Origin of the sequence: Rhodococcus sp. T9N, from assembly GCF_024436645.1 — a bacterium.
Classification (GTDB): Bacteria; Actinomycetota; Actinomycetes; order Mycobacteriales; family Mycobacteriaceae; genus Rhodococcus_F; species Rhodococcus_F qingshengii.
In genome coordinates this window covers 1-18,691 of record NZ_JAMSKS010000020.1, presented here as the reverse complement: position 1 = coordinate 18,691, position 18,691 = coordinate 1, and the positions used below count along the sequence as shown (strand labels likewise).

Here is an 18,691-nt window from a genome sequence, read left to right as displayed (position 1 = left end):
AGCACCCACGAACGCTATGAAGTTCCTCAACGACGCGCCCCGATTCCTGTTCTTCACCGGCAAGGGAGGTGTCGGCAAAACGTCCATCGCCTGCGCGAGTGCAATAACCCTCGCCCGTGCGGGGAAGAAAGTGCTGCTCGTGAGCACCGATCCCGCCTCGAACGTCGGGCAGGTGTTCGGGGTGAGCATCGGCAACACCATCACCGACATCCCCGCAGCGCCCGGACTGTCGGCACTCGAGATCGACCCGGAACAAGCCGCCGCCGCCTATCGTGAGCGCATCATCGGCCCCGTGCGCGGGCTGCTCCCGGACAAGGACATCGCTGCGATCGCCGAGCAGCTCTCCGGGTCCTGCACCACCGAAATCGCGTCGTTCAACGAGTTCACCGGACTGCTCTCCGGCCAAGACGACATCACCGCCGCCTTCGACCACGTCCTCTTCGACACCGCCCCGACCGGGCACACCATCCGGCTGCTTCAACTCCCCGGATCGTGGACCGAGTTCCTCGACGACGGCAAAGGCGACGCATCATGCCTGGGGCCGCTGTCCGGGCTCGACAAGCAGCGCGCCATCTACGCCGACGCCGTCGCTGCGCTCGCCGATCCGCAGCGGACCCGCCTCGTCCTGGTCTCACGTGCCCAGCGCTCGACGCTCGCCGAAATCACCCGCACCCACCGCGAACTCGCCGACATCGGACTGACCCACCAACACGTCGTCATCAACGGAGTTCTCCCCGAACCCGCCGACGACACCGATCCACTCGAGACCGCGATCCACCGACGCGAGCAAGCTGCGATCGCCGCCCTGCCAGACGAATTGGCGCAACTGCCCACCGATCAGGTCCCACTCAAAGCGGCCAACATCGTCGGTATCGACGCACTCGAGGGCCTCTTCATCCCCGACACCGGCGCGGTAGCTGCACCGCCGGCTGCAGCCCCGCAGCCGCTCAGCGCTCCGCTCTCGGCCCTGATCGACGAACTCGACACAGACGATCACGGCCTCATCATGTGCATGGGCAAAGGCGGAGTGGGAAAGACCACCATCGCCGCCGCGATCGCTGTCGCCCTCGCCGGCCGTGGACATCAGGTGCATCTGACCACCACCGACCCCGCCGCGCACCTCACGGACACTCTCGGCGGAGAACTCGACAACCTCCAGGTCTCCCGTATCGACCCCGCGGAAGCCACCGAGCAGTACCGCAACCGCGTCCTGACCACCAAGGGCAAGAACCTCGACGAACGAGGCCGCGCCAACCTCGCCGAAGACCTCCGATCGCCGTGCACGGAGGAAGTGGCGGTCTTCCAAGCATTTTCGCGAGTCATCCACGAATCGAGCCGCAAATTTGTCGTCGTGGACACGGCCCCGACCGGTCACACGCTGTTGCTGCTCGATGCGACCGGCTCGTATCACCGCGAGATCGCCCGCCAGATGGGGGAGAACACGAACTTCACGACACCGTTGATGCGACTTCAGGACCCACAGGCCACGAAGGTCCTGCTCGTGACCCTCGCGGAAACCACACCGGTGCTCGAAGCTGCTGGTTTGCAAGCGGATCTGCAGCGTGCGGGAATTGAGCCTTGGGCGTGGGTGGTCAACAATTCCCTCGCTGCTGCCGAACCGACCTCGCCGCTTCTGCAGCAGCGTGCGGCGGGTGAGATCACCGAGATCGACAGCATTACACGCCGATACAGTCAGCGAACGGCGATCGTTCCGATGCTTGCCGAAGAACCCGTCGGCACAACCGCATTGACGGCTTTGTGTAAGGCCTAGCCATCCCGCGACAGAGACGAATCGGCTCGGTGAGCAATGACCAGTCTCGAAGACGTTGACGCGCTGCTGAATTCGGTCCCTGAATCGCACCTCGAACCTTACGAAGTCGGAACCGCGGTCAACTCGCCCCGCAACAACACCCCGGAGCTTCTCAATCCAGTCTGACCGCAGCTTCTCGCTTGGCGCCGAAGACCCGGCACAGTGATAGGGGAGGGGACATGTCGTTTCCTATGGTCAATGCACATTTCTTGGCGGTATCGGGCAGTAGTCGGACTATCGCCAGCGGTGACGACACCGCCCCCTGTGCTTTCAGGTTTCGGACCCGAGTTTGCTCGGGTCGGCCGATGCGGAGTTCATGGCTCGGTCGCGGGTAGAGAAGCTGTCGGCTGTGCTGCCTGGTGGTCCTGGGCGGCCGTTCGGCGCATCGTTTGGCGTTCTGACCTGGGGTGATGACATGTCCCCATTCTTTGTGGTGGATGGGTGCCGGCGTCTGCCGAGGGTGGGTTGTGGTGTCTAGTCGCAGGGGAGTGTCTGCCAGGTCGGTTACGGTACGGCGCATGCACAGTGACGAGGAGATGGCGCGGCTGGTGGCCGCGGTTCGCGAGCTGGACCCCAAGCCCCGGGAGCGGCGGTGGGTGAGCGTGAGCTTCTGCGTGCTCGACGCCGTCTACAGCATCGGTGCTCACTACGACAATCATGTTGTGCCGGTGGTCGAGCGGGTCGCAGCGGACTTCGAGGTGCAGTCGCCGTCAGTGCAGATGTCGGTGCCGGAGACAGCAGATCCGGTCCCGCTCGACGTGTTCCTCGACCGCTACACGTCGGTGGAAGCATTGTTGGACACGACGAAGAACCGACAGAACACCTCGACCCGCGGCGGAATACGCAAAGCCGACGCGGCACTCCGGTATGCGACGGTGCTGCACGAGCACGGCGTGCTCACCCTCAACGATGCCCGCCGACTACTGACCGACACAGTCCGGCTCGACGCGGTCGAAGCCGCGCTGCGACAGGTACCCGGTGAGGGCAGTGCGGGTGTGCGCCGCGGCTATCTGTGGATGCTGATCGGGGACCAGGACACAGTCAAACCCGATCGGATGGTGTTGCGGTGGCTTGCTCGCCACGGCGCGGAGACGACACCGGATTCTGCGCGTCTGCTTCTACGGAACATCGCTCGGGCACTGACCACGGAGACGGGTCGCGTGGTGACTGCGTGGGAAATCGACCACGCCATCTGGCGGGCCGCACGCTCCGGACACTGACGGCGTCGGGGCTGCATACTGCCCGTATGAGTGATCGTGTCGACGAAGAATTGGCGATGCTGTCTGATGTCTGCCGATACCTACGCTCGGTGGAAGGGCAGGACTTTTCGGTCTCGACGGCGGTTGTGGATCGGGTCCTCGACGAACGCAACGAAACCCGGATCCGTTAGACCGGAGTGAGAGCGGGGCAGCGGGTCCGCCCGATCTTGCGACTGCTCGATGGCGATCTGACTGAGGGTCAAGTGTGCGTGCGGCCGGCGATGAGGGGGACGTGTCATCGTCCCTGTTCAAGGTAGCTATTTGAGGGTTCCCGCCGCATACCCCCAGAAGGTGATTAACCCGTTGAAGAAGTCCGGGTTCAGGATGTTCTGGCCGCGCCGAGCGTTTCGTTGTCTGTCAGCCCGTGCCGATGTTGGCGACGAGTCGTATGGCGACGTCCTCGGAGTTGGTTCCGCGGCGCGTTTCGGCGACGCCACCGGCGTTCGGCCGGGTCGTTGAACATCAGGAAGCGAGCATATGACGCCTCGTGAGGTGGCTATGTGCGGAAGCCGTGTGGTTGGTCGCGTGCGAGTTCCGGTTCGAACGGTGTGAACCAGTCTGCGGGGTCGAGGTTGACTCCGTCCGAGATGGGTTCCGGCCAGAACAGTGTCAGCACGTCGTGGTCCTGGAAGAGGTAGTCGAGTGGGCCGTCCCAGTCGTCGTCGTCCTTGTATGGAGGAAGATCCGCGATGTCGTCGATGAACCGGTCTGCTGGCATGGCTGTGCGGGCAGCTCCGATGATCAGATGGAGCGCCATTTCCTCACCGGTACAGCGAGGTTCGGGATCGAGCTCCGCAGCTGCATCGGCGGAAAGATCGTCGAACGCCCTGGCCATTGTTTGTCGCCACGTCGCATCCTGGGTCCAGGTGCATTCCGGAAGCTCCGCGAGCACCATGCATCCGGAACCTGGTTGGACCGCGAGATCGCCGAGCATGTGAACGTCGGCGAGCACTGCATCCGCCAACTCCGACGCTACCCGCGAAACGATGTGACACTGGCGTGGTGTCAACGTCGGAGCATCCGGATCGAAGGTGTCGTCGTAGTCGTCGTCAGGGGTCGGGACCAGGTGCATGCCTCGCAGACTAGACCGCGTCCTGTTGTTTCGTTGGGCCACACAGCATTTATCTCTTACGGGGTAGAAGCGTTCGCGAGAGCGTCGCCGAGTTGGTCGGATGCTCGATGCCGAACGCCGGAAGATTCGCGTGGCCCCCTGAGCTACGGATCAGAAGGCGCAGCACTGACGCGGTCTGAGGGTAGATCGACCGGTTCGGGTGGTCGCAGGTTGTTGCTGCCCAGAATCTCGGTGTCACCCAGCGGCTGTCGGATCTTTATCGCGGCAAGTTGAGTAAGTTCTCGCTCGATGCCTTGGTCAATCTGGGTAGCAAGGTCGGTGTGCACGTCGGAGTGCATGTCGACACCGATGCCTAACCGATCACTGACGTGCGCCCGGTGCATGAACGGGTCCCGCGTGCAGGCAAGATTGTGGGCTGAGCACGGTAGTTGTCGCGAGAGGTCGGATTTGTCATGGGTTCAGTGCACGAGGTCATCGAGGCGTTCCGTGAGGCTCCGTCGAATTCGGAGCGGGGCACGAAGTTCGAGCAGTTGATGGTCCGGTACTTCGAGCTCGATCCGCTGCTTTCGCAACAGTACGAGAAGGTGTGGCGCTGGATCGACTGGCCTGGCCGTAAGGGTAAGCCGGACACCGGCATCGACCTCGTAGCCCGCGAACGCGACACCGGCGAGTACACCGCTATCCAGTGCAAGTTCTACGAACCCACCAGAACCCTCTCCAAGGGCGATATCGACTCTTTCTTCACCGCATCGGGTAAGGCTCCGTTTTCCAATCGGGTGATCATCTCGACGACCGATCGGTGGGGGAAGAACGCCGAAGAGGCTCTGGAGGGACAGTCGATCCCGGTGCAGCGGATCGGGATGGCCGAGATCGCCGAATCCCCGATCGACTGGGACATCGCCTGGCCCCAAGGGGAGCTGCAGGTCAACCTGTCGGAGGCGAAACGTCACGAGCCGAAGCTGCATCAGCAGACCGCGATCGACGATGTCTTCGCCGGGTTCGAGAAGGGGAGCGACCGCGGCAAGCTGATCATGGCGTGCGGTACCGGAAAGACTTTTACAGCGCTCAAGATCGCGGAACGTGCAGCATTGGAGAACGGCGGCAACGCCCGCATCCTGTTCGCGGTGCCGTCGATCTCCCTGCTCTCACAAACCCTGCGGGAGTGGACCGCGCAAACACAGTTGGATCTGCGGGCGTTCGCGGTCTGCTCGGACACCAAGGTCTCCCGCTCCGCCGAAGACTTCAACATCCACGACGTCGCGATCCCGGTCACCACCGATCCGGCGAAGCTGGCGGCGGAGATGGCGCACCGTAAACGCGCCAAAGGTTTGACGGTGGTGTTCACCACCTACCAATCCCTGCCCGCCGTCGCGAAAGCGCAAGAGCTGGGGGTGGATCCGTTCGACCTGGTGATCTGCGACGAAGCGCACCGCACCACCGGCGTCACCTTGTTCGGGGAGGACGATTCGAACTTCGTCCGCGTCCACGATGCCGAGTTCCTCAAGGCCACCCGCCGGCTGTACATGACGGCGACGCCGCGGATCTTCGACGAGACGGTCAAGGACAAGGCCGAAGAGCATTCGGCCGAGTTGACGTCGATGGACGACGAAACCGTCTACGGTCCGGAGTTTCACCGGCTTTCGTTCGGTGCGGCTGTCGAGCGGGGTCTGCTCACCGATTACAAGGTGATCGTGTTGACCGTCGACGAATCGTTGATGGCCGCGCCACTGCAAGATCAGCTTGCCGGCGTGCACAGCGAACTGCGTCTCGATGATGCGTCGAAGATCATCGGCTGCTGGAACGCGCTGGCCAAGCGCGCCGGTGAAACCCCCGAAGGAACAGGCTTCGCACCGGGGGAGGCGCCGATGCGCCGCGCGGTCGCGTTCGCCAAGGACATCGCCGCCTCCAAGCAGGTCGCCGAAGTATTCCCGACGGTCGTCGATGCCTACCGTGACCTGCTCGAGAACAGCGAAAACGACGGCGGCACGGTCGATTCCACCAACCTGGACTTGACGTGTTCGGTGCGCCATGTGGACGGCACGTTCAACGCGCTGCAGCGCAACGAACAACTCTCCTGGCTCAAGGCACCGATCCCTGAGGGGGAAGCCCGGATCCTGACCAACGCCCGCTGCCTCTCCGAAGGCGTGGATGTTCCGGCGTTGGATGCGGTGATGTTCCTCAACCCCCGCAACTCGGTGGTCGACGTGGTGCAATCCGTGGGCCGGGTGATGCGCAAATCCGACGGCAAGGACTACGGCTACATCATTCTGCCGGTCGCGGTGCCGGCCGGAGTCAGCCCGTCGGAGGCGTTGTCGAACAACACCCGGTTCAAAGTGGTGTGGCAGGTCCTCAACGCGCTTCGCGCCCATGATGATCGGTTCAACGCGATGGTCAACTCCATCGCCCTCAACGCCACCACCAACAAGAAGGACGGCAAGGGCAACGACCGCCTCCTCGGTGGGCACATCGGACCACTCGTCGAGGTGGGCGAGAGCTTCGACAACAACGGCAACAGCAGTAGCGGTAGCAGCGGTAATGGTGTCGATGGAACGGGTTCCGGCAACGATTCTGCGCAGGGTGTCGCCGACGGCACCAACACCGGCGACGGTGGTGGGATGGCGACGCAGATGGCGTTGTTCTCCCTCTCCGAATGGCAGGAAGCGATCTACGCGAAGATCGTCGACAAGGTCGGCACCCGCGCCTACTGGGAAGACTGGGCCGGTGACGTCTCCGACATCGCCGCCGCGCAGATCACCCGCATCAACGCCCTCCTCGCCGGCGCCAACACCGCAGTGGCGGAAGAGTTCGAGCGGTTCCTCACCGGTTTGCGCGACAACCTCAACGATTCGATCAGCCGCGACGACGCGATCAGCATGCTTTCGCAGCATCTGATCACCAAGCCCGTGTTCGACGCCTTGTTTGCCGAGCACGACTTCGCATCCCACAATCCGGTTTCGCGGGTGATGCAGTCGATGGTCGACACCCTCGACGACAGCGGTCTGGAAGCGGAAACCGCCAGCCTCGACGCCTTCTACGCCTCCGTGCGAGTCCGGGCTACCGAGGTGACGAGCGCCGAAGGCAAACAGAAAGTCATCGCGGAACTGTATGAACGGTTCTTCAAGATCGGCTTCAAGAAGCAGTCCGACGCCCTCGGTATCGTCTACACCCCGGTGGAGATCGTCGACTTCATCCTCCGCGCCGCCGATGCGGCACTGCGGGATTCGTTCGGACGTGGCCTCACCGACGAAGACGTGCATGTTCTCGATCCATTTACCGGAACTGGAACGTTCATGACCAGGCTGCTGCAATCCGGGCTCATCAACCCGACCGATTTGGCCCGCAAGTATGCGAATGAGTTGCACGCCAACGAGATCACGCTGCTCGCCTACTACGTCGCCGCGGTGAATATCGAAACCACCTATCACGCACTGGTGGATCAGGGCGGAGACGCGGCGTACGTTCCGTTCGAGGGCATCGTCCTCGCTGATACCTTTCAGATCACCGAAAGCGGTGACAGCCTCGACGCGGAGATGTTCCCGCAGAACAATGCTCGGATCATCCGCCAGAACGACACCCGCATCAACGTCGTCATCGGCAACCCGCCGTATTCGGTGGGGCAGACCAGCGCGAACGATCTGAATGCGAACGTCGGTTACCCGACGTTGGACGGCCGCATCGCCGACACCTACGCGAAGCTCTCGACCGCGACGAACAAGAACAGCCTCTACGACTCCTACCTGCGCGCGTTCCGTTGGGCGACGGACCGCATCGGTGACTCCGGTGTGGTCGCATTCGTTTCCAACGGCGGTTGGGTGGACGGCAACACCGCCGACGGAATCCGACTGAGCATGGCCGAGGAATACGCACACATTTACGTCTACAACCTGCGCGGAAACCAGCGCACCGCCGGTGAACTGTCTCGCAAGGAAGGCGGAAAAGTTTTCGGCTCCGGTAGCCGCAACACCGTCGCCATCTTCATCGGCATCAAAAACCCGGCGCATCACGGTCTGTGCGAGATCCACTACCGCGACATCGGCGACTACCTCACCCGCGAAGACAAACTCTGGATTGTCTCCGAAGGGCACCTCAATACCGTCGAGTGGCAGGCGATCACCCCAAACAGTCACGGAGACTGGGCAAATCAGCGTGACGACACGTTCACGACCTGGCCGGCCATCGGAGACAAGAAGGGGACCGCGAGTACGGCAGTGTTCGCTCAGTTCTCAATGGGACTCAACTCCGCGAAAGACGCCTGGTGCTATAACTTCGCAGGTGATGCGCTGACCTCCAACATCGACCGACTTCTCGAGAACGTCAATCTTGCCGCGACGACTTTCGAAACGCTCGTAAGTAAGGGGGAAATGGCACGAACCGGTGTCGCGATGAGCAAGTTCCTTGATCAGAGACCAGACCTGGCTGACGGCACGAAGCTGAAATGGAGCCGGAACCTGATCAATAGCGCGGCACGATACGCCCCGCTGACCGCCGACGAGGATGGGATGCGTATCGGCAGCTATCGGCCGTTCTGTAAGCAGCGTGCCTACCTTGACCGCAAGGTCAACGACATCATCTACCAAATCCCGTCGATGTTCCCCACACCGCACCACACAAACATCGGCTTCTACGTGGTCGGTACAGGCTCGGACAAACTGTTCTCAGCGTTGATGACCGACGAGATTCCCGATTTGTCCTTCTGGGGCTCGGGAAGTGGTCAGTTCTTCTCCCGATGGACCTACGTCAAGCCCGAATCGGCTGATGGTGAGCTAGATTTCGCTTCCACCGACACCACCGAGGTCGACGAGCACGGCTACCGCCGGGTCGACAACATCACCGACGGCGTCCTAGCCCTCTATGTCGGCGCGGTCGGCGATCAGGTGACCAAGGACGACATCTTCTACTACGTCTACGGACTGCTGCACGATCCCGCCTACCGCGAGACCTACTCGGCGGACTTGAAGAAGATGCTCCCGCACATCCCGACCCCGGACAGCCGGGAACGTTTCGAGCAGTTCGCCGCGGCCGGTCGCCGGCTGTCCGAACTGCACGTCAACTACGAGTCCGTCGCGCCGTACGACCTCGACGTGCAGCTCAAGACCGGCGCGAACCTGGACGACCGTGAGACGCTGCGGATTTCGAAGATGAAGTGGGGCAAGCGGAAAGACCCGGATACGGGTAAGAACGTCGACGACCGCACTACCATCGTCTACAACCCGAAGGTCACCATCACAGGTATTCCGGAGGAAGCTGAACGCTTCATGCTCGGCTCGCGTTCGGCGTTGGCGTGGATCATCGAGCGCTACCAAGTCAAGACCGACAAGGCATCCGGGATCGTCAGCGATCCCAACGGCTGGTGCGACGAGCATGACGACCCGACCTACATTGTCGAGTTGATCAAGCGTGTCACCACTGTCGCAGTCGAAACCATGAAAACTGTTGATGGACTTCGCGCATGAAGACAACGGATCGCAGCGCGTGGCGCGAATCGCGACCCCGTAGACAATCGCCGAGGTGTAGGGCGTGCCATGCCGTCGCAGTTCCGGGCGGCGGTAACCGTTGAGTGCGACGTCCAGAAGTCAGGAGCGCGACAACGATTTAGCGGTCTTACGTGACCAACTCGAACCCGTGATCGCGAGCCTTCGTGACCTTCATAACGGCGATAAACTTGCGGCGGGGTGCGAGCATCTCGGCCTGCCGACGCCGCCCGGCGAAGGCACGAAGGCCGAGCGCATCGGTGCGAGCTTCACTGCATTACCCGACAGTGACCTTCCTCAGGTCGCCGTGGCGGTCCTACGTGAGCTGAGGATGGCTGCAGCAACGCGCAATGCAGTTCAGGATGCGCTCTGGGCCTTGGCAGATTCACCACAGATCGAGCGCCGAACTCGGCGGGACATCGCACGAAGCCTCGACATCGAGGACGTGGCCATAGGTGGAGAGCGGCTCGTCTCGATGCTGGACGCACTGTGGATCCTCGACGACAGACTGTTCGGCGACCTCTTCAATGACCGGGGAAACCTGCGAGACCGCGTCCACCGGCACGTCATCCACAATCCTGGGGACTGGTCCACCGAAGAGTTGTTCGAGCAACTCGGAGCGTTCGAGGCGAGTGACCGGCGGTTCGCGATGTTCCTCGAACGACTGATGTCAGCTGACGTCGTCCTCGACGAGGCGGTCCAGCGACGTCTCGTCGACACAGTGAATCCGCACCTACATGCGGTGGGGCTCGCACTGATCGAGACCGGTGCAGATGGCGGCTACCCGGTGTTCGAAGTTGTTGCCACATCGGTAGCGCGCAACAGGCGGCCGAAGAACCTCGTCTTCGCCTCACCGGTGCGGCCGGACATCCGTTTCGTCGACGCTGTCGACAACGACATCGAGATCGTCGATCACGAGGATGCCGACACCAGAGCCCTTGTCTACGACCGCTCCATTGGCCCGGACGGTATCTGTTGGCGTGATTTGCAGGCCTGGTGGAAAGAAACGGAAGGTTTGGATGACGACGAACTAGCGAAATCGACGCTGTACAAACGTCTTCGGTCCAGTCTCCCCAAGACTTCCCCGCCACAGGCCTTTCTGTTCGACCAGTACCACCACATCTTCAAAGACTTCGTCCAAGACCTTCCCGCGCTCCTGCCCGAAGTATGGCTGCACTGGGACCCCAAAACGATCCGGCACCGCGGCGTGAATGCTCTGCCGAGACTCCGTATGGACTTTCTGTTGCTCATGCCGGGGAGCACGCGGATCGTCCTCGAAGTCGATGGGCAGCATCACTATGCAACCGATGGGAAACCCGACCCGCGGCAGTACGCGAAGAACGTGTGCGCCGATCGCGAGCTGAAGCTGCGTGGGTACGAGGTCTTCCGGTTCGGTGCCACTGAGCTGCGAAACGACGCGCAGTCGCGAAAGTTGGTCCAGGACTTCTTCGAAGCACTCTTTCGGCGGTACGACGTTCCGGGCCTCACGTAGTGCGCGGTGACCTGGAAAACGGAACTCCGCTAGCGACTTAGGACCACTGACAGTTCCGTGCACGCTGTGGTGGAATCGCCCCGATGGAGACCCCGCGCAAACCGATGACAAGTTGCAAACAGTGGAGACGATCGCGTCGGTGAATAAGGATGCTGTTGTTCGTTTTCGAAATCGACCCTCACCCGATAGCGTGTGTACCTGTGCTCGATACCAGTCATCCGGGACCGGACTACACACTTCGATGGCCGAGGGAACTGTTCGTTCTCGAATCCAAAGCGCTGCGCGAACTTGTATTGAGTAACAAAGCGGAGTGGAACAGGGGAGTCGAGTGGTTGCTCACTGAAGCATTCGTCGCAGATGTACCTGCCGACGATTTTCGCGAAGCTAGTCAAGGATTCCTTCGCTCAAGTGACGTGTGGGCATCGACTCCGGCCAAGCTGGGGCGCATAGGTACTAAACCGGAGACCCTGTTTCTGCAAGATCTGATTTCGGCCGCTGAAAGACTTCCTGAAGAACATTCACCGCGACCCTATTACGCCGCCCGAGTATCCAGTCGCTCGTCTGAAGCTGCCCACCGTGACAGTCCTGACCTGGCTGCTGCGCAACGGGATTGGTTAAGAGAAGTGGCACTCATTCAAAATCGTGGATATCTAGATCGAGTTGCCCCCCGCCCGTGCGTCGATGACGATTTTCCTGGATTGCAGGATCAAGACCTCAAGCTAGACGAGGTGATCGCTGAACGATTGGGCGAAGCTGGCTTGTGGTGGCCACGCCCAGAAGTATGGGACGAACAAACGTTCTACAGTCTCATCGAAGTTTTCCATGATCTCGTGGCTAGACCGCGGGATCGCTGGCTCCACAATTTCAACGGTTGCGGATGGCACTACGAACGATTTGCTCCCTATCCGGCGCAAGTGCTGTACCGGTGGACGGTCAACCGAATGCTGAAGCGTCACGGGATCGATCTGATTCTGACCAAGAGCGGGGAAGACACTGGACGACTGGCTCATCGAGTCGACGAGGGACGCCAAGACCTCATCGATTCTGCGTTGGACGCTCCGGATCAGGAACGGAGAGTGTCTGTTTCGCACGCCATCGCACTATTTCGCTCACGAAACGCGGGTCGCGATGAGAAGCGCAGTGCATGCACCGTGCTCGCAAGCTTGCTCGAAGAGCGGCGCGCGCTTCTGAAATCTGAACTCTTCAAGAAAGACGAAGGAGCGCTGTTTCAGATTGCAAACGAGTTCGCCATTCGGCATCGAGATGCCAAACAACACCCCGAGTATGACGATGCGTATCTCGATTGGATCTTTTGGTGGTACTTGTCCACAATCGAGCTCACCGACAAGCTAGTCCGCCGCCAGACCGACGGATAGCCGATCTGAGAGCTGAGGGGACTGCTGTTGCCAGAAATCTTCCCGACTCGTGACTTTTTGTTGCGTTTCAGGGCAAACTCCGTGAACAGCAACGGCTTCCGGAGACTTTAGTGTTCTTCAAGTTTCGTGGAGTTGGGGACTGCCCCCGTTCACAGTGAGGTCTTGTCCCATAAGATCGTTTCCAATAGGTTTTTCAGTCTGGCTTGGGCGGCTGGAGACTGCTGCTGCAACATGTGCGCGATCTCAGCTTCTGCACTATCGATCAGAGGCAATCGCCGGCGGAGCAAATCACTCGATTCCCCGCGGTACGTCTCTGCCTTCTCGTACGCCGCAATGACGTTGTCGAACCATTTCGTCAGTTCGTAGGCATCGTCAGGCCCGCAACCGGGGCCATCGCTCCAGGACGTTTCGAAGTCGTCGAACTGCTTGGACATGTCTTCAATTGCCGAACGAACTTCGGCCTCCAAAGTCACAGTCTTTGCGTAGAAGACCGCACCGGAAGCCGCGGCGATCCGGTCCCGCAGAAGTGAATCTGAGGTCTTTAACTCGTCTTTGTCACCGCGTCTCGCTGCGTCTCTGGAGCGCTCCAGGGCCGGTCGGATTGATCCAATCTGTGCCCACATGTCTGCGATGGCCTTCGTGTTATCTCGGCGATGGTTGAACTCGCGTTCGCGGATTGCGCGTGTCTCCGCAGTTTCCACCGACCTCTCCGCGATCACTGCGGACTGCTGAGCAATCCCAATTGACTTCCGAGACGAGGTGAGGGCAACCACTACGGCGATGAGGGTGACCGATGCTGCCACCCATGCGGAGAGCGGTCCAAATACCTGCGTATTCCAGCCACCCCGAACGGTGATACCGCCGAATATTCCACCCACAAAGCCAGCGATGACCAGGGCAGTCACAGCGCCCAAGCGTCTCAAAAATTTTTGCATCTGCCCAGCCTATGGAGTGGCACCACATAGCACGAAGAGATGACGAAGCTAGGCTTCTTCGGCGGAGCCGGTGCTTTGTATATCGACGACCCCGTACCCGATCCAGATGATAGTGCCACCGCTAGGGTTGCTTTATGCCGATTGAGCTTTCAGGTCGTCCGATCTTCTTGGCGTCGCCGGGGAACCTCGCACACGAACGGGATATTTGTCGAAAGACCGTCTCCGCGTTCAATGAGGAACGAGCCAACCCCGCCCGGGTTCACTTTCTCGTCCGAGGTTGGGAACAGTTCCCCGCGGGTGTCGGAAGGCCGCAAGCGAGGATTAATCCGTATATCGACGACTGCGATTTCATGATCTTGATGTTGGGAGATCACTGGGGCTCTCCTCCAAGCCTCGACGGGCCCTATTCGTCGGGTACGGAGGAGGAGTTCCATCGCTGCCTTGAGCTGTTGGAATCATCGGATGCCTGCATGCGTGATCTCCTCGTTCTGTTCAAGACGATTGACGCCGGCCGTCTCCGTGACCCAGGCCCACAACTTTGCAAGGTGATGGACTTTCGTGACCGCTTGGAGCAGTCGAAGAGCTTGTTGTTTGATACGTTCGATTCGGACGACAGTCTGTCGGGCGTCATCACGCGGAATCTCGTTGAATGGGCGGCTCAACCGCTTGGAGTTCGCGTTCCACAGACGATCACGTTGCCCGCGCAGATGACTCCAGCTGAGCTATCGGCTTCAACACCGATGCATGAGCTTTCGGACTCAACACCGATGCAACTCCTCGCGACTGCCAAGAGGCACGCGGCGGCTGGGCACCTGATGCAGGCCGAAGCGGCCTTCTCTCATGCAATTAAGGACGGGGATCCCGAGGCATTGACGGAGTTCGCCCAGTTCATGAGGCGAACAGGGCGGCTCGAACGGGCTCTCGCGCTCAACAATCAGCTACTCGCAGATCCCGCCTTACTGGCCAGAGGCGACGCCGAAGCGGTCGCTTATAAAACAAATTCTTTAGCCAATATGGGTGTGATTCATCGTAAGCGTGGTGAGTTGACCCAGTCCAGGGACCTGTTGCACGAGGCCGTCGAAACTGCACGGGCAAGCGCGCAACCCATCAATCAGAAACTGTGTTACGCGCTGGACAACTACGGGTTGACCTTGTTGAAGATCACGGAACCTGATGCAGCCATTCAACTTTTCGAAGAGGCACACAGTTTGCGTCAGGATTTTGGGTCCCCGAAAGAACTAGCGCAGTCTGCAATCAATCTCGGTCGGAGCCAAATGCGCCTTGGCGACTACGCGGCAGCGGAAGCGAGGTTCGCCGAAGCAATCGACTTTCTACGAGACGATCACGATGATCACCTGATGGCCAACGCGTTGTCGGGTCTCGCGGAGTCGGGGCTGCGGCAAGGTGCGGCCGACGGGGCCCAGGGCCACATCGAGCAGGCACTCAAAATTAATGAACGAATCCAGAACTCCGATGGGGTCAGCATTGCGCACGCGCTGTTTGCGCAGCTCCTGTTGCTGGAAGGCGCACCGGATGAGGCTGAGAGGCATGCGCTCGTATCGCAGGAGAAGAGCGAGAAGTCGAACAATGCTGCCGGCCTTGGCACAGCAGCCTGGCTGCTCGCGGAGGTGGCATTCGCGAAAGGAGGGACTTCACGCGCGAGGGCGCTACTGAGGGAAGCGACTGTACACGCCAGGAAGGCTCAGAGCCCCTTGCTGGATCGGGACATCGAGCAAACCTCCGTGAAGCTCAGCGCAGCGGGGACCTAGTAGTAAATTCTCGTCATCGAATCGGCTTACAAGGCTTCGACTGAATCCAAGTGAGGCTCGGCCAGAATAGACAGGTCAGCCGGCCGTCGGGCAGCGTGCCGCAACCTGTGTCGATGAAGGCTCGATCGTGTTCGATCCGGGGGAGAAGGCGACGCTGAGGAGAGTGACCATAGATTGCGAATCGCTCGGTGTCCCCTGTCGTGTCGATCTCATGGGCCGGGCGTTCATGCGTTGCAACAACGCCGTCTACCACAACCTGATTGGCGAGCGAGTTCAGAAAGTCAATGTGTGTGGCGGGAACACTTTCCCGAAGCTGGGACAGTACGTCGGCTCGCGGCGCACCGACGTAGGACACAACCGTGGATGCTCCCCCGATCCGCAAGAAGCTGTCAAAACCGTCGCCCACTAGCGAGTCAAGGAAGGCTTGATCGTGATTCCCCATGATGAATGACGTAGAGATTCCCTTGGTCTGCTGCAGTCGGATCAGGAAGTCAATTACCTCACGAGAGTGCGGTCCACGGTTCACGTAGTCACCGAGGAAGACAAGGTGGGAGGTGCGAGAGCGTGCCGCTGTTACGAGTTCGTCCAGTTCTTCAATGCAACCGTGAATATCACCGATGAACCCGATCTCGTTCATAGAATTACTTTCGGAAGCTCGGCGTAAGGAAGGGATTCGTCCACGCCGAGAGCTAAGGTAGCCAGCTTCTCAAGGTCAGGATTGCTTGTCGATGAGCTAACGATGAGCGCGTGTAGGGATCCAAACGGGTTGTCGCCGGGTGCGCCTACTACCTCAATCAGGCGTTGGCGCAAATCGTCGAGGACACCGAGACTAGGAGCAGGATACTGCTCTGGATGCGACGACAGCAAGATAGTCAACTCTGGCTGATTGAACCGCACCGCCAATTCCTCGACTGAGAAGCATGGACGCCCATCGCGTAGAGCCAGGGTGTAGATGGCCGTGCGGAGTAAGTACCGAGCGACCTGGCACAACCCCGGCAGATAGATAGATTGCTCCTCGCGTGGCAGATCGAGAACAATTGCGAACTCGCGAATCCGTTGGAGTAACTCCTGTGGGTCGGGCGGGGTGAACGTGCTCAAGATTTCGGCCATTCGGCCTTCGGTGTCGTGCAAGGCAATCCCGTCCCTCGCCAGATGCATCCCGAAGAGGGTAGCTCGGGCATCGGCCAGTTGGGTGGGGGTGTAGGCGCTCAGGCTTAACTTGCCTTCCATTCCGGAGTCGGCCCGGAACTGTGACATAACGAGAAGGTCTAAGTCAGAAGTGGCTGATGCATCGCCCCGCGCCCAACTGCCGTAAAGCAGTACACCAATCGCGTTTCCCTGAACTCGCGTGCAGACCTGCTCAATGAGCATGTCGTCGACCAGAAGTTCCGCGAGTTTTTTGCGGATGGCCTCAAGATCGACCGGCGATTCAGGTTCGTGCCAATCTAACTCGAATGGATCAGTATTGGTCACACCTATCGTCCTTCCGTACTGATCAGCAATGGACGATGGCCTCGGGTGCACATTGCCCGTGTATGTACCCAAGCGATAGCGCTCTGCAGCGCCATTCAATTATGCACGGCAGCCTCGGGTGGAGCGCTGCCAGTGGGACCTCATCGTGTAATGCCCACATAGACCGTCCACACCCCGCCGCAGTGGCTCTGCTGTCAAAATTCAGGTGCCATTGACAGGTTGTGCGACGGGACGGTCCAGGCGAGCCGCTCAGCGGTGTTCGACAGATCTCGCGGTGAGGCATCGACATCGATGAAGCCAGCCTGCGTCGAGCCGTCTGACGACGCTAACGACTGATGCGCAATTTGCTCTACCGCTGAGGTTTCACCTCACCGATCTACATCGCGCTGCAGTCCGGGAGCTGAAGGGCTTTCAGCTGACCAAGCCCAAGGTTGCTGGCTGATTCCCCGCCGACTTGCAGCGTTAACTTCGGCATGTACTGCTGGCGTGTCAGACGGCGTGGACGAAGCCTTGAATGGGCGCGACCTCCGGCCTGTGTGGGCACCCCTGGCCGCAGACTTCGTGTGGGGTGCCGACGTTCCGTATGTACAACTCCCCGAAGCGAAACCCAAGCGTCGCCCGATCCAGCGTGAGTATCGACCTGCGGTGTACCGGCGGGGCGGGCGGAGAAACTGGGCAGGGAGATGCAGATGCTGTCGACACCGATCATCGATCACCGTGCAGCCGCGGATGGGCAGGTCTCGGCCGACAACGAACCCGCAGGGTGCCGGCACGGGAGGGCTCCCGATTGGCGCGCTACATACCCAACTCCGGAAGCAGAACGCCCACGCGCAGCGTGTGCTGCGGGCCGTCGAAGCAAGGAAACCTGTCGGACCGATAGGCGACGATGGCCCGTAGCGTCACAGAGACCGCCGCGACGGTATGCCGGCGCGGCAGTGAACGGCCCAGCGTCGTCCCCAGCGGCATCACCAAACGAGAAATGGAGACACAAGATGAGCGTCGACGGATTCGTGTTCGTAGATCTCGAAACCACCGGCACCGAAGCCGAAGTCTGCGAGATCCTCGAAATCGGGTTCGCGCTGTACTCTGCCGACCTCATGCCGATCGAGCGTTTCGAGGCCCTCGCAGTCACCACCGGTACATCTGCCCTGATCGACCGACTTCACACCGATCCAGCGTTCGACGTCGTGAAGCGAATGCACACTGACAACGGGCTATTCGCCGATCTACGTACTGAAATCGCAGCAGCCGGCGACAACGCACCGCAGGATCTGTCCGGCTTCGAATCCGATATTGTCGATCTCCTCGCGCGGTGGGGCGTCGACAGCTCGACTCCACTATGCGGCAGCTCCCACCGCATGGACCGCGAGTTCCTGGCGCGGTGGATGCCGAAGACAGACGCGTTGTTCTCCTACCGGATTATCGACGCCTCGTCGTTCCGCGAAGCTGGCTTGCGCCTCGACCGCGAACGGACGAAATCACGTCTCGATCTCGTCGCCAAATATGGGGCACCCGCTCACCGCGTTGTCGAGGACATGCACCACTCTGCGAACGTGCTGCGCGTATTCCATGACAGAGCCCCGATTCCCCTCGGCGCGTGACCTGTCGGACGTCTCGAACGGGCCGGTCACCCGAGAGCTCCGAGCTAGTCCGCGAACGCCGGCGATTGCGCGCATGAATCGCGTCGTGGAGAGTCCAGTCAAGGGTCGGTAGCGAGACTGTCGTCCGAGTTTTGTTGATGGACAACCTGATCGAGTGACGTCGTGGGAGTACAAATGGGCCAAGTTTGGAGCCCTAAGTGGTTCGTGTTGACGACGGTTGAAAACTGGTCCTGGCCCACTTTCCGTGATGGCGCTCGCGGCACCTACCATCGCGGCCTCAACGGACGCGGTGGACCACGCAAAAACCTAACAACCCCTGCACCTGAGTTAGTGTCAGCTATGTCATGACAACGCAGTGTGTCAACGGCATCTGAATCTTGGTTCTGGCCCACTTTCCGTGATCGATTTTGAAAGTATCAGTCACTGAGGAGTA

General features: G+C 60.5%; 13 protein-coding genes and 1 pseudogene. 10 read left to right on the top strand and 4 right to left on the bottom strand.

The features are described 5' to 3' along the window. The first annotated feature begins 16 nt into the window (after positions 1 to 16). From arsA to M1L53_RS26000, 4 genes and pseudogenes are all read left to right on the top strand, one after another. A complete protein-coding gene (gene arsA / locus M1L53_RS26015) occupies positions 17 to 1,771 on the top strand; it encodes an arsenical pump-driving ATPase (RefSeq protein ID WP_064075214.1) in 1,755 nt (584 codons plus the stop codon). A 48-nt stretch (positions 1,772 to 1,819) separates the two neighbouring features. Then, a pseudogene (locus tag M1L53_RS26010) lies at positions 1,820 to 1,936 on the top strand (SOS response-associated peptidase); the annotation flags it as partial. A 392-nt stretch (positions 1,937 to 2,328) separates the two neighbouring features. Beyond that, positions 2,329 to 3,030: a hypothetical protein gene (locus M1L53_RS26005; protein ID WP_058038019.1), complete on the top strand. Its 702-nt coding sequence runs from the start codon at positions 2,329 to 2,331 to the stop codon at positions 3,028 to 3,030. Positions 3,031 to 3,056: 26 nt separating this feature from the next. Further along, a complete protein-coding gene (locus M1L53_RS26000; RefSeq protein ID WP_172827053.1) occupies positions 3,057 to 3,200 on the top strand; it encodes a hypothetical protein in 144 nt (47 codons plus the stop codon). Positions 3,201 to 3,565: 365 nt separating this feature from the next. Here the strand turns inward: M1L53_RS26000 and M1L53_RS25995 are convergent, their stop codons facing one another. After that, positions 3,566 to 4,141: a hypothetical protein gene (locus M1L53_RS25995; protein WP_054801997.1), complete on the bottom strand. Its 576-nt coding sequence runs from the start codon at positions 4,139 to 4,141 to the stop codon at positions 3,566 to 3,568. A gap of 185 nt (positions 4,142 to 4,326) precedes the next feature. On the opposite strand from M1L53_RS25995, the gene M1L53_RS25990 reads away from it, so the two are divergent. From M1L53_RS25990 to M1L53_RS25975, 4 genes are all read left to right on the top strand, one after another. Further along, positions 4,327 to 4,497 (top strand): XRE family transcriptional regulator, encoded by a 171-nt coding sequence (locus M1L53_RS25990; protein WP_397517566.1) that lies wholly within the window; start codon positions 4,327 to 4,329, stop codon positions 4,495 to 4,497. 96 nt (positions 4,498 to 4,593) lie between these two features. After that, positions 4,594 to 9,594, top strand: coding sequence for a DEAD/DEAH box helicase (locus M1L53_RS25985; RefSeq protein WP_058038017.1), 5,001 nt, complete (start codon positions 4,594 to 4,596; stop codon positions 9,592 to 9,594). Positions 9,595 to 9,694: 100 nt separating this feature from the next. After that, positions 9,695 to 11,104: a hypothetical protein gene (locus M1L53_RS25980; protein ID WP_058038016.1), complete on the top strand. Its 1,410-nt coding sequence runs from the start codon at positions 9,695 to 9,697 to the stop codon at positions 11,102 to 11,104. 200 nt (positions 11,105 to 11,304) lie between these two features. After that, positions 11,305 to 12,480 (top strand): hypothetical protein, encoded by a 1,176-nt coding sequence (locus M1L53_RS25975; RefSeq protein ID WP_058038015.1) that lies wholly within the window; start codon positions 11,305 to 11,307, stop codon positions 12,478 to 12,480. A 149-nt stretch (positions 12,481 to 12,629) separates the two neighbouring features. On the opposite strand, the gene M1L53_RS25970 is transcribed toward M1L53_RS25975, so the two are convergent. Continuing rightward, complete coding sequence (locus M1L53_RS25970; RefSeq protein ID WP_197486209.1) at positions 12,630 to 13,385, bottom strand: hypothetical protein; 756 nt, start codon at positions 13,383 to 13,385, stop codon at positions 12,630 to 12,632. Between the two features lie 164 nt (positions 13,386 to 13,549). Between M1L53_RS25970 and M1L53_RS25965 the strand changes: the two genes are divergently transcribed. Continuing rightward, positions 13,550 to 15,184 (top strand): tetratricopeptide repeat protein, encoded by a 1,635-nt coding sequence (locus M1L53_RS25965; RefSeq protein WP_261949281.1) that lies wholly within the window; start codon positions 13,550 to 13,552, stop codon positions 15,182 to 15,184. Positions 15,185 to 15,197: 13 nt separating this feature from the next. On the opposite strand, the gene M1L53_RS25960 is transcribed toward M1L53_RS25965, so the two are convergent. Both M1L53_RS25960 and M1L53_RS25955 read right to left on the bottom strand, forming a co-directional pair. Continuing rightward, complete coding sequence (locus tag M1L53_RS25960) at positions 15,198 to 15,821, bottom strand: metallophosphoesterase (protein ID WP_064074605.1); 624 nt, start codon at positions 15,819 to 15,821, stop codon at positions 15,198 to 15,200. Further along, complete coding sequence (locus tag M1L53_RS25955) at positions 15,818 to 16,657, bottom strand: nucleotidyltransferase domain-containing protein (RefSeq protein WP_064074604.1); 840 nt, start codon at positions 16,655 to 16,657, stop codon at positions 15,818 to 15,820. Before M1L53_RS25955 ends, M1L53_RS25960 begins: the two co-directional genes overlap by 4 nt. 992 nt (positions 16,658 to 17,649) lie before the next feature. Between M1L53_RS25955 and M1L53_RS25950 the strand changes: the two genes are divergently transcribed. After that, the gene (locus M1L53_RS25950) at positions 17,650 to 18,258 is read left to right on the top strand and encodes a hypothetical protein (RefSeq protein ID WP_064074603.1); all 609 of its coding nucleotides are present in this window, start codon (positions 17,650 to 17,652) and stop codon (positions 18,256 to 18,258) included. Positions 18,259 to 18,691: the final 433 nt, after the last annotated feature.

Coding starts and splice junctions, on each gene's coding strand:
- arsA (WP_064075214.1), top strand. CDS start 17: ATGAAGTTCCTCAACGACGCGCCCCGATTCCTGTTCTTCACCGGCAAG.
- M1L53_RS26005 (WP_058038019.1), top strand. CDS start 2,329: ATGCACAGTGACGAGGAGATGGCGCGGCTGGTGGCCGCGGTTCGCGAG.
- M1L53_RS26000 (WP_172827053.1), top strand. CDS start 3,057: ATGAGTGATCGTGTCGACGAAGAATTGGCGATGCTGTCTGATGTCTGC.
- M1L53_RS25995 (WP_054801997.1), bottom strand. CDS start 4,141: ATGCACCTGGTCCCGACCCCTGACGACGACTACGACGACACCTTCGAT.
- M1L53_RS25985 (WP_058038017.1), top strand. CDS start 4,594: ATGGGTTCAGTGCACGAGGTCATCGAGGCGTTCCGTGAGGCTCCGTCG.
- M1L53_RS25965 (WP_261949281.1), top strand. CDS start 13,550: ATGCCGATTGAGCTTTCAGGTCGTCCGATCTTCTTGGCGTCGCCGGGG.
- M1L53_RS25960 (WP_064074605.1), bottom strand. CDS start 15,821: ATGAACGAGATCGGGTTCATCGGTGATATTCACGGTTGCATTGAAGAA.
- M1L53_RS25950 (WP_064074603.1), top strand. CDS start 17,650: ATGAGCGTCGACGGATTCGTGTTCGTAGATCTCGAAACCACCGGCACC.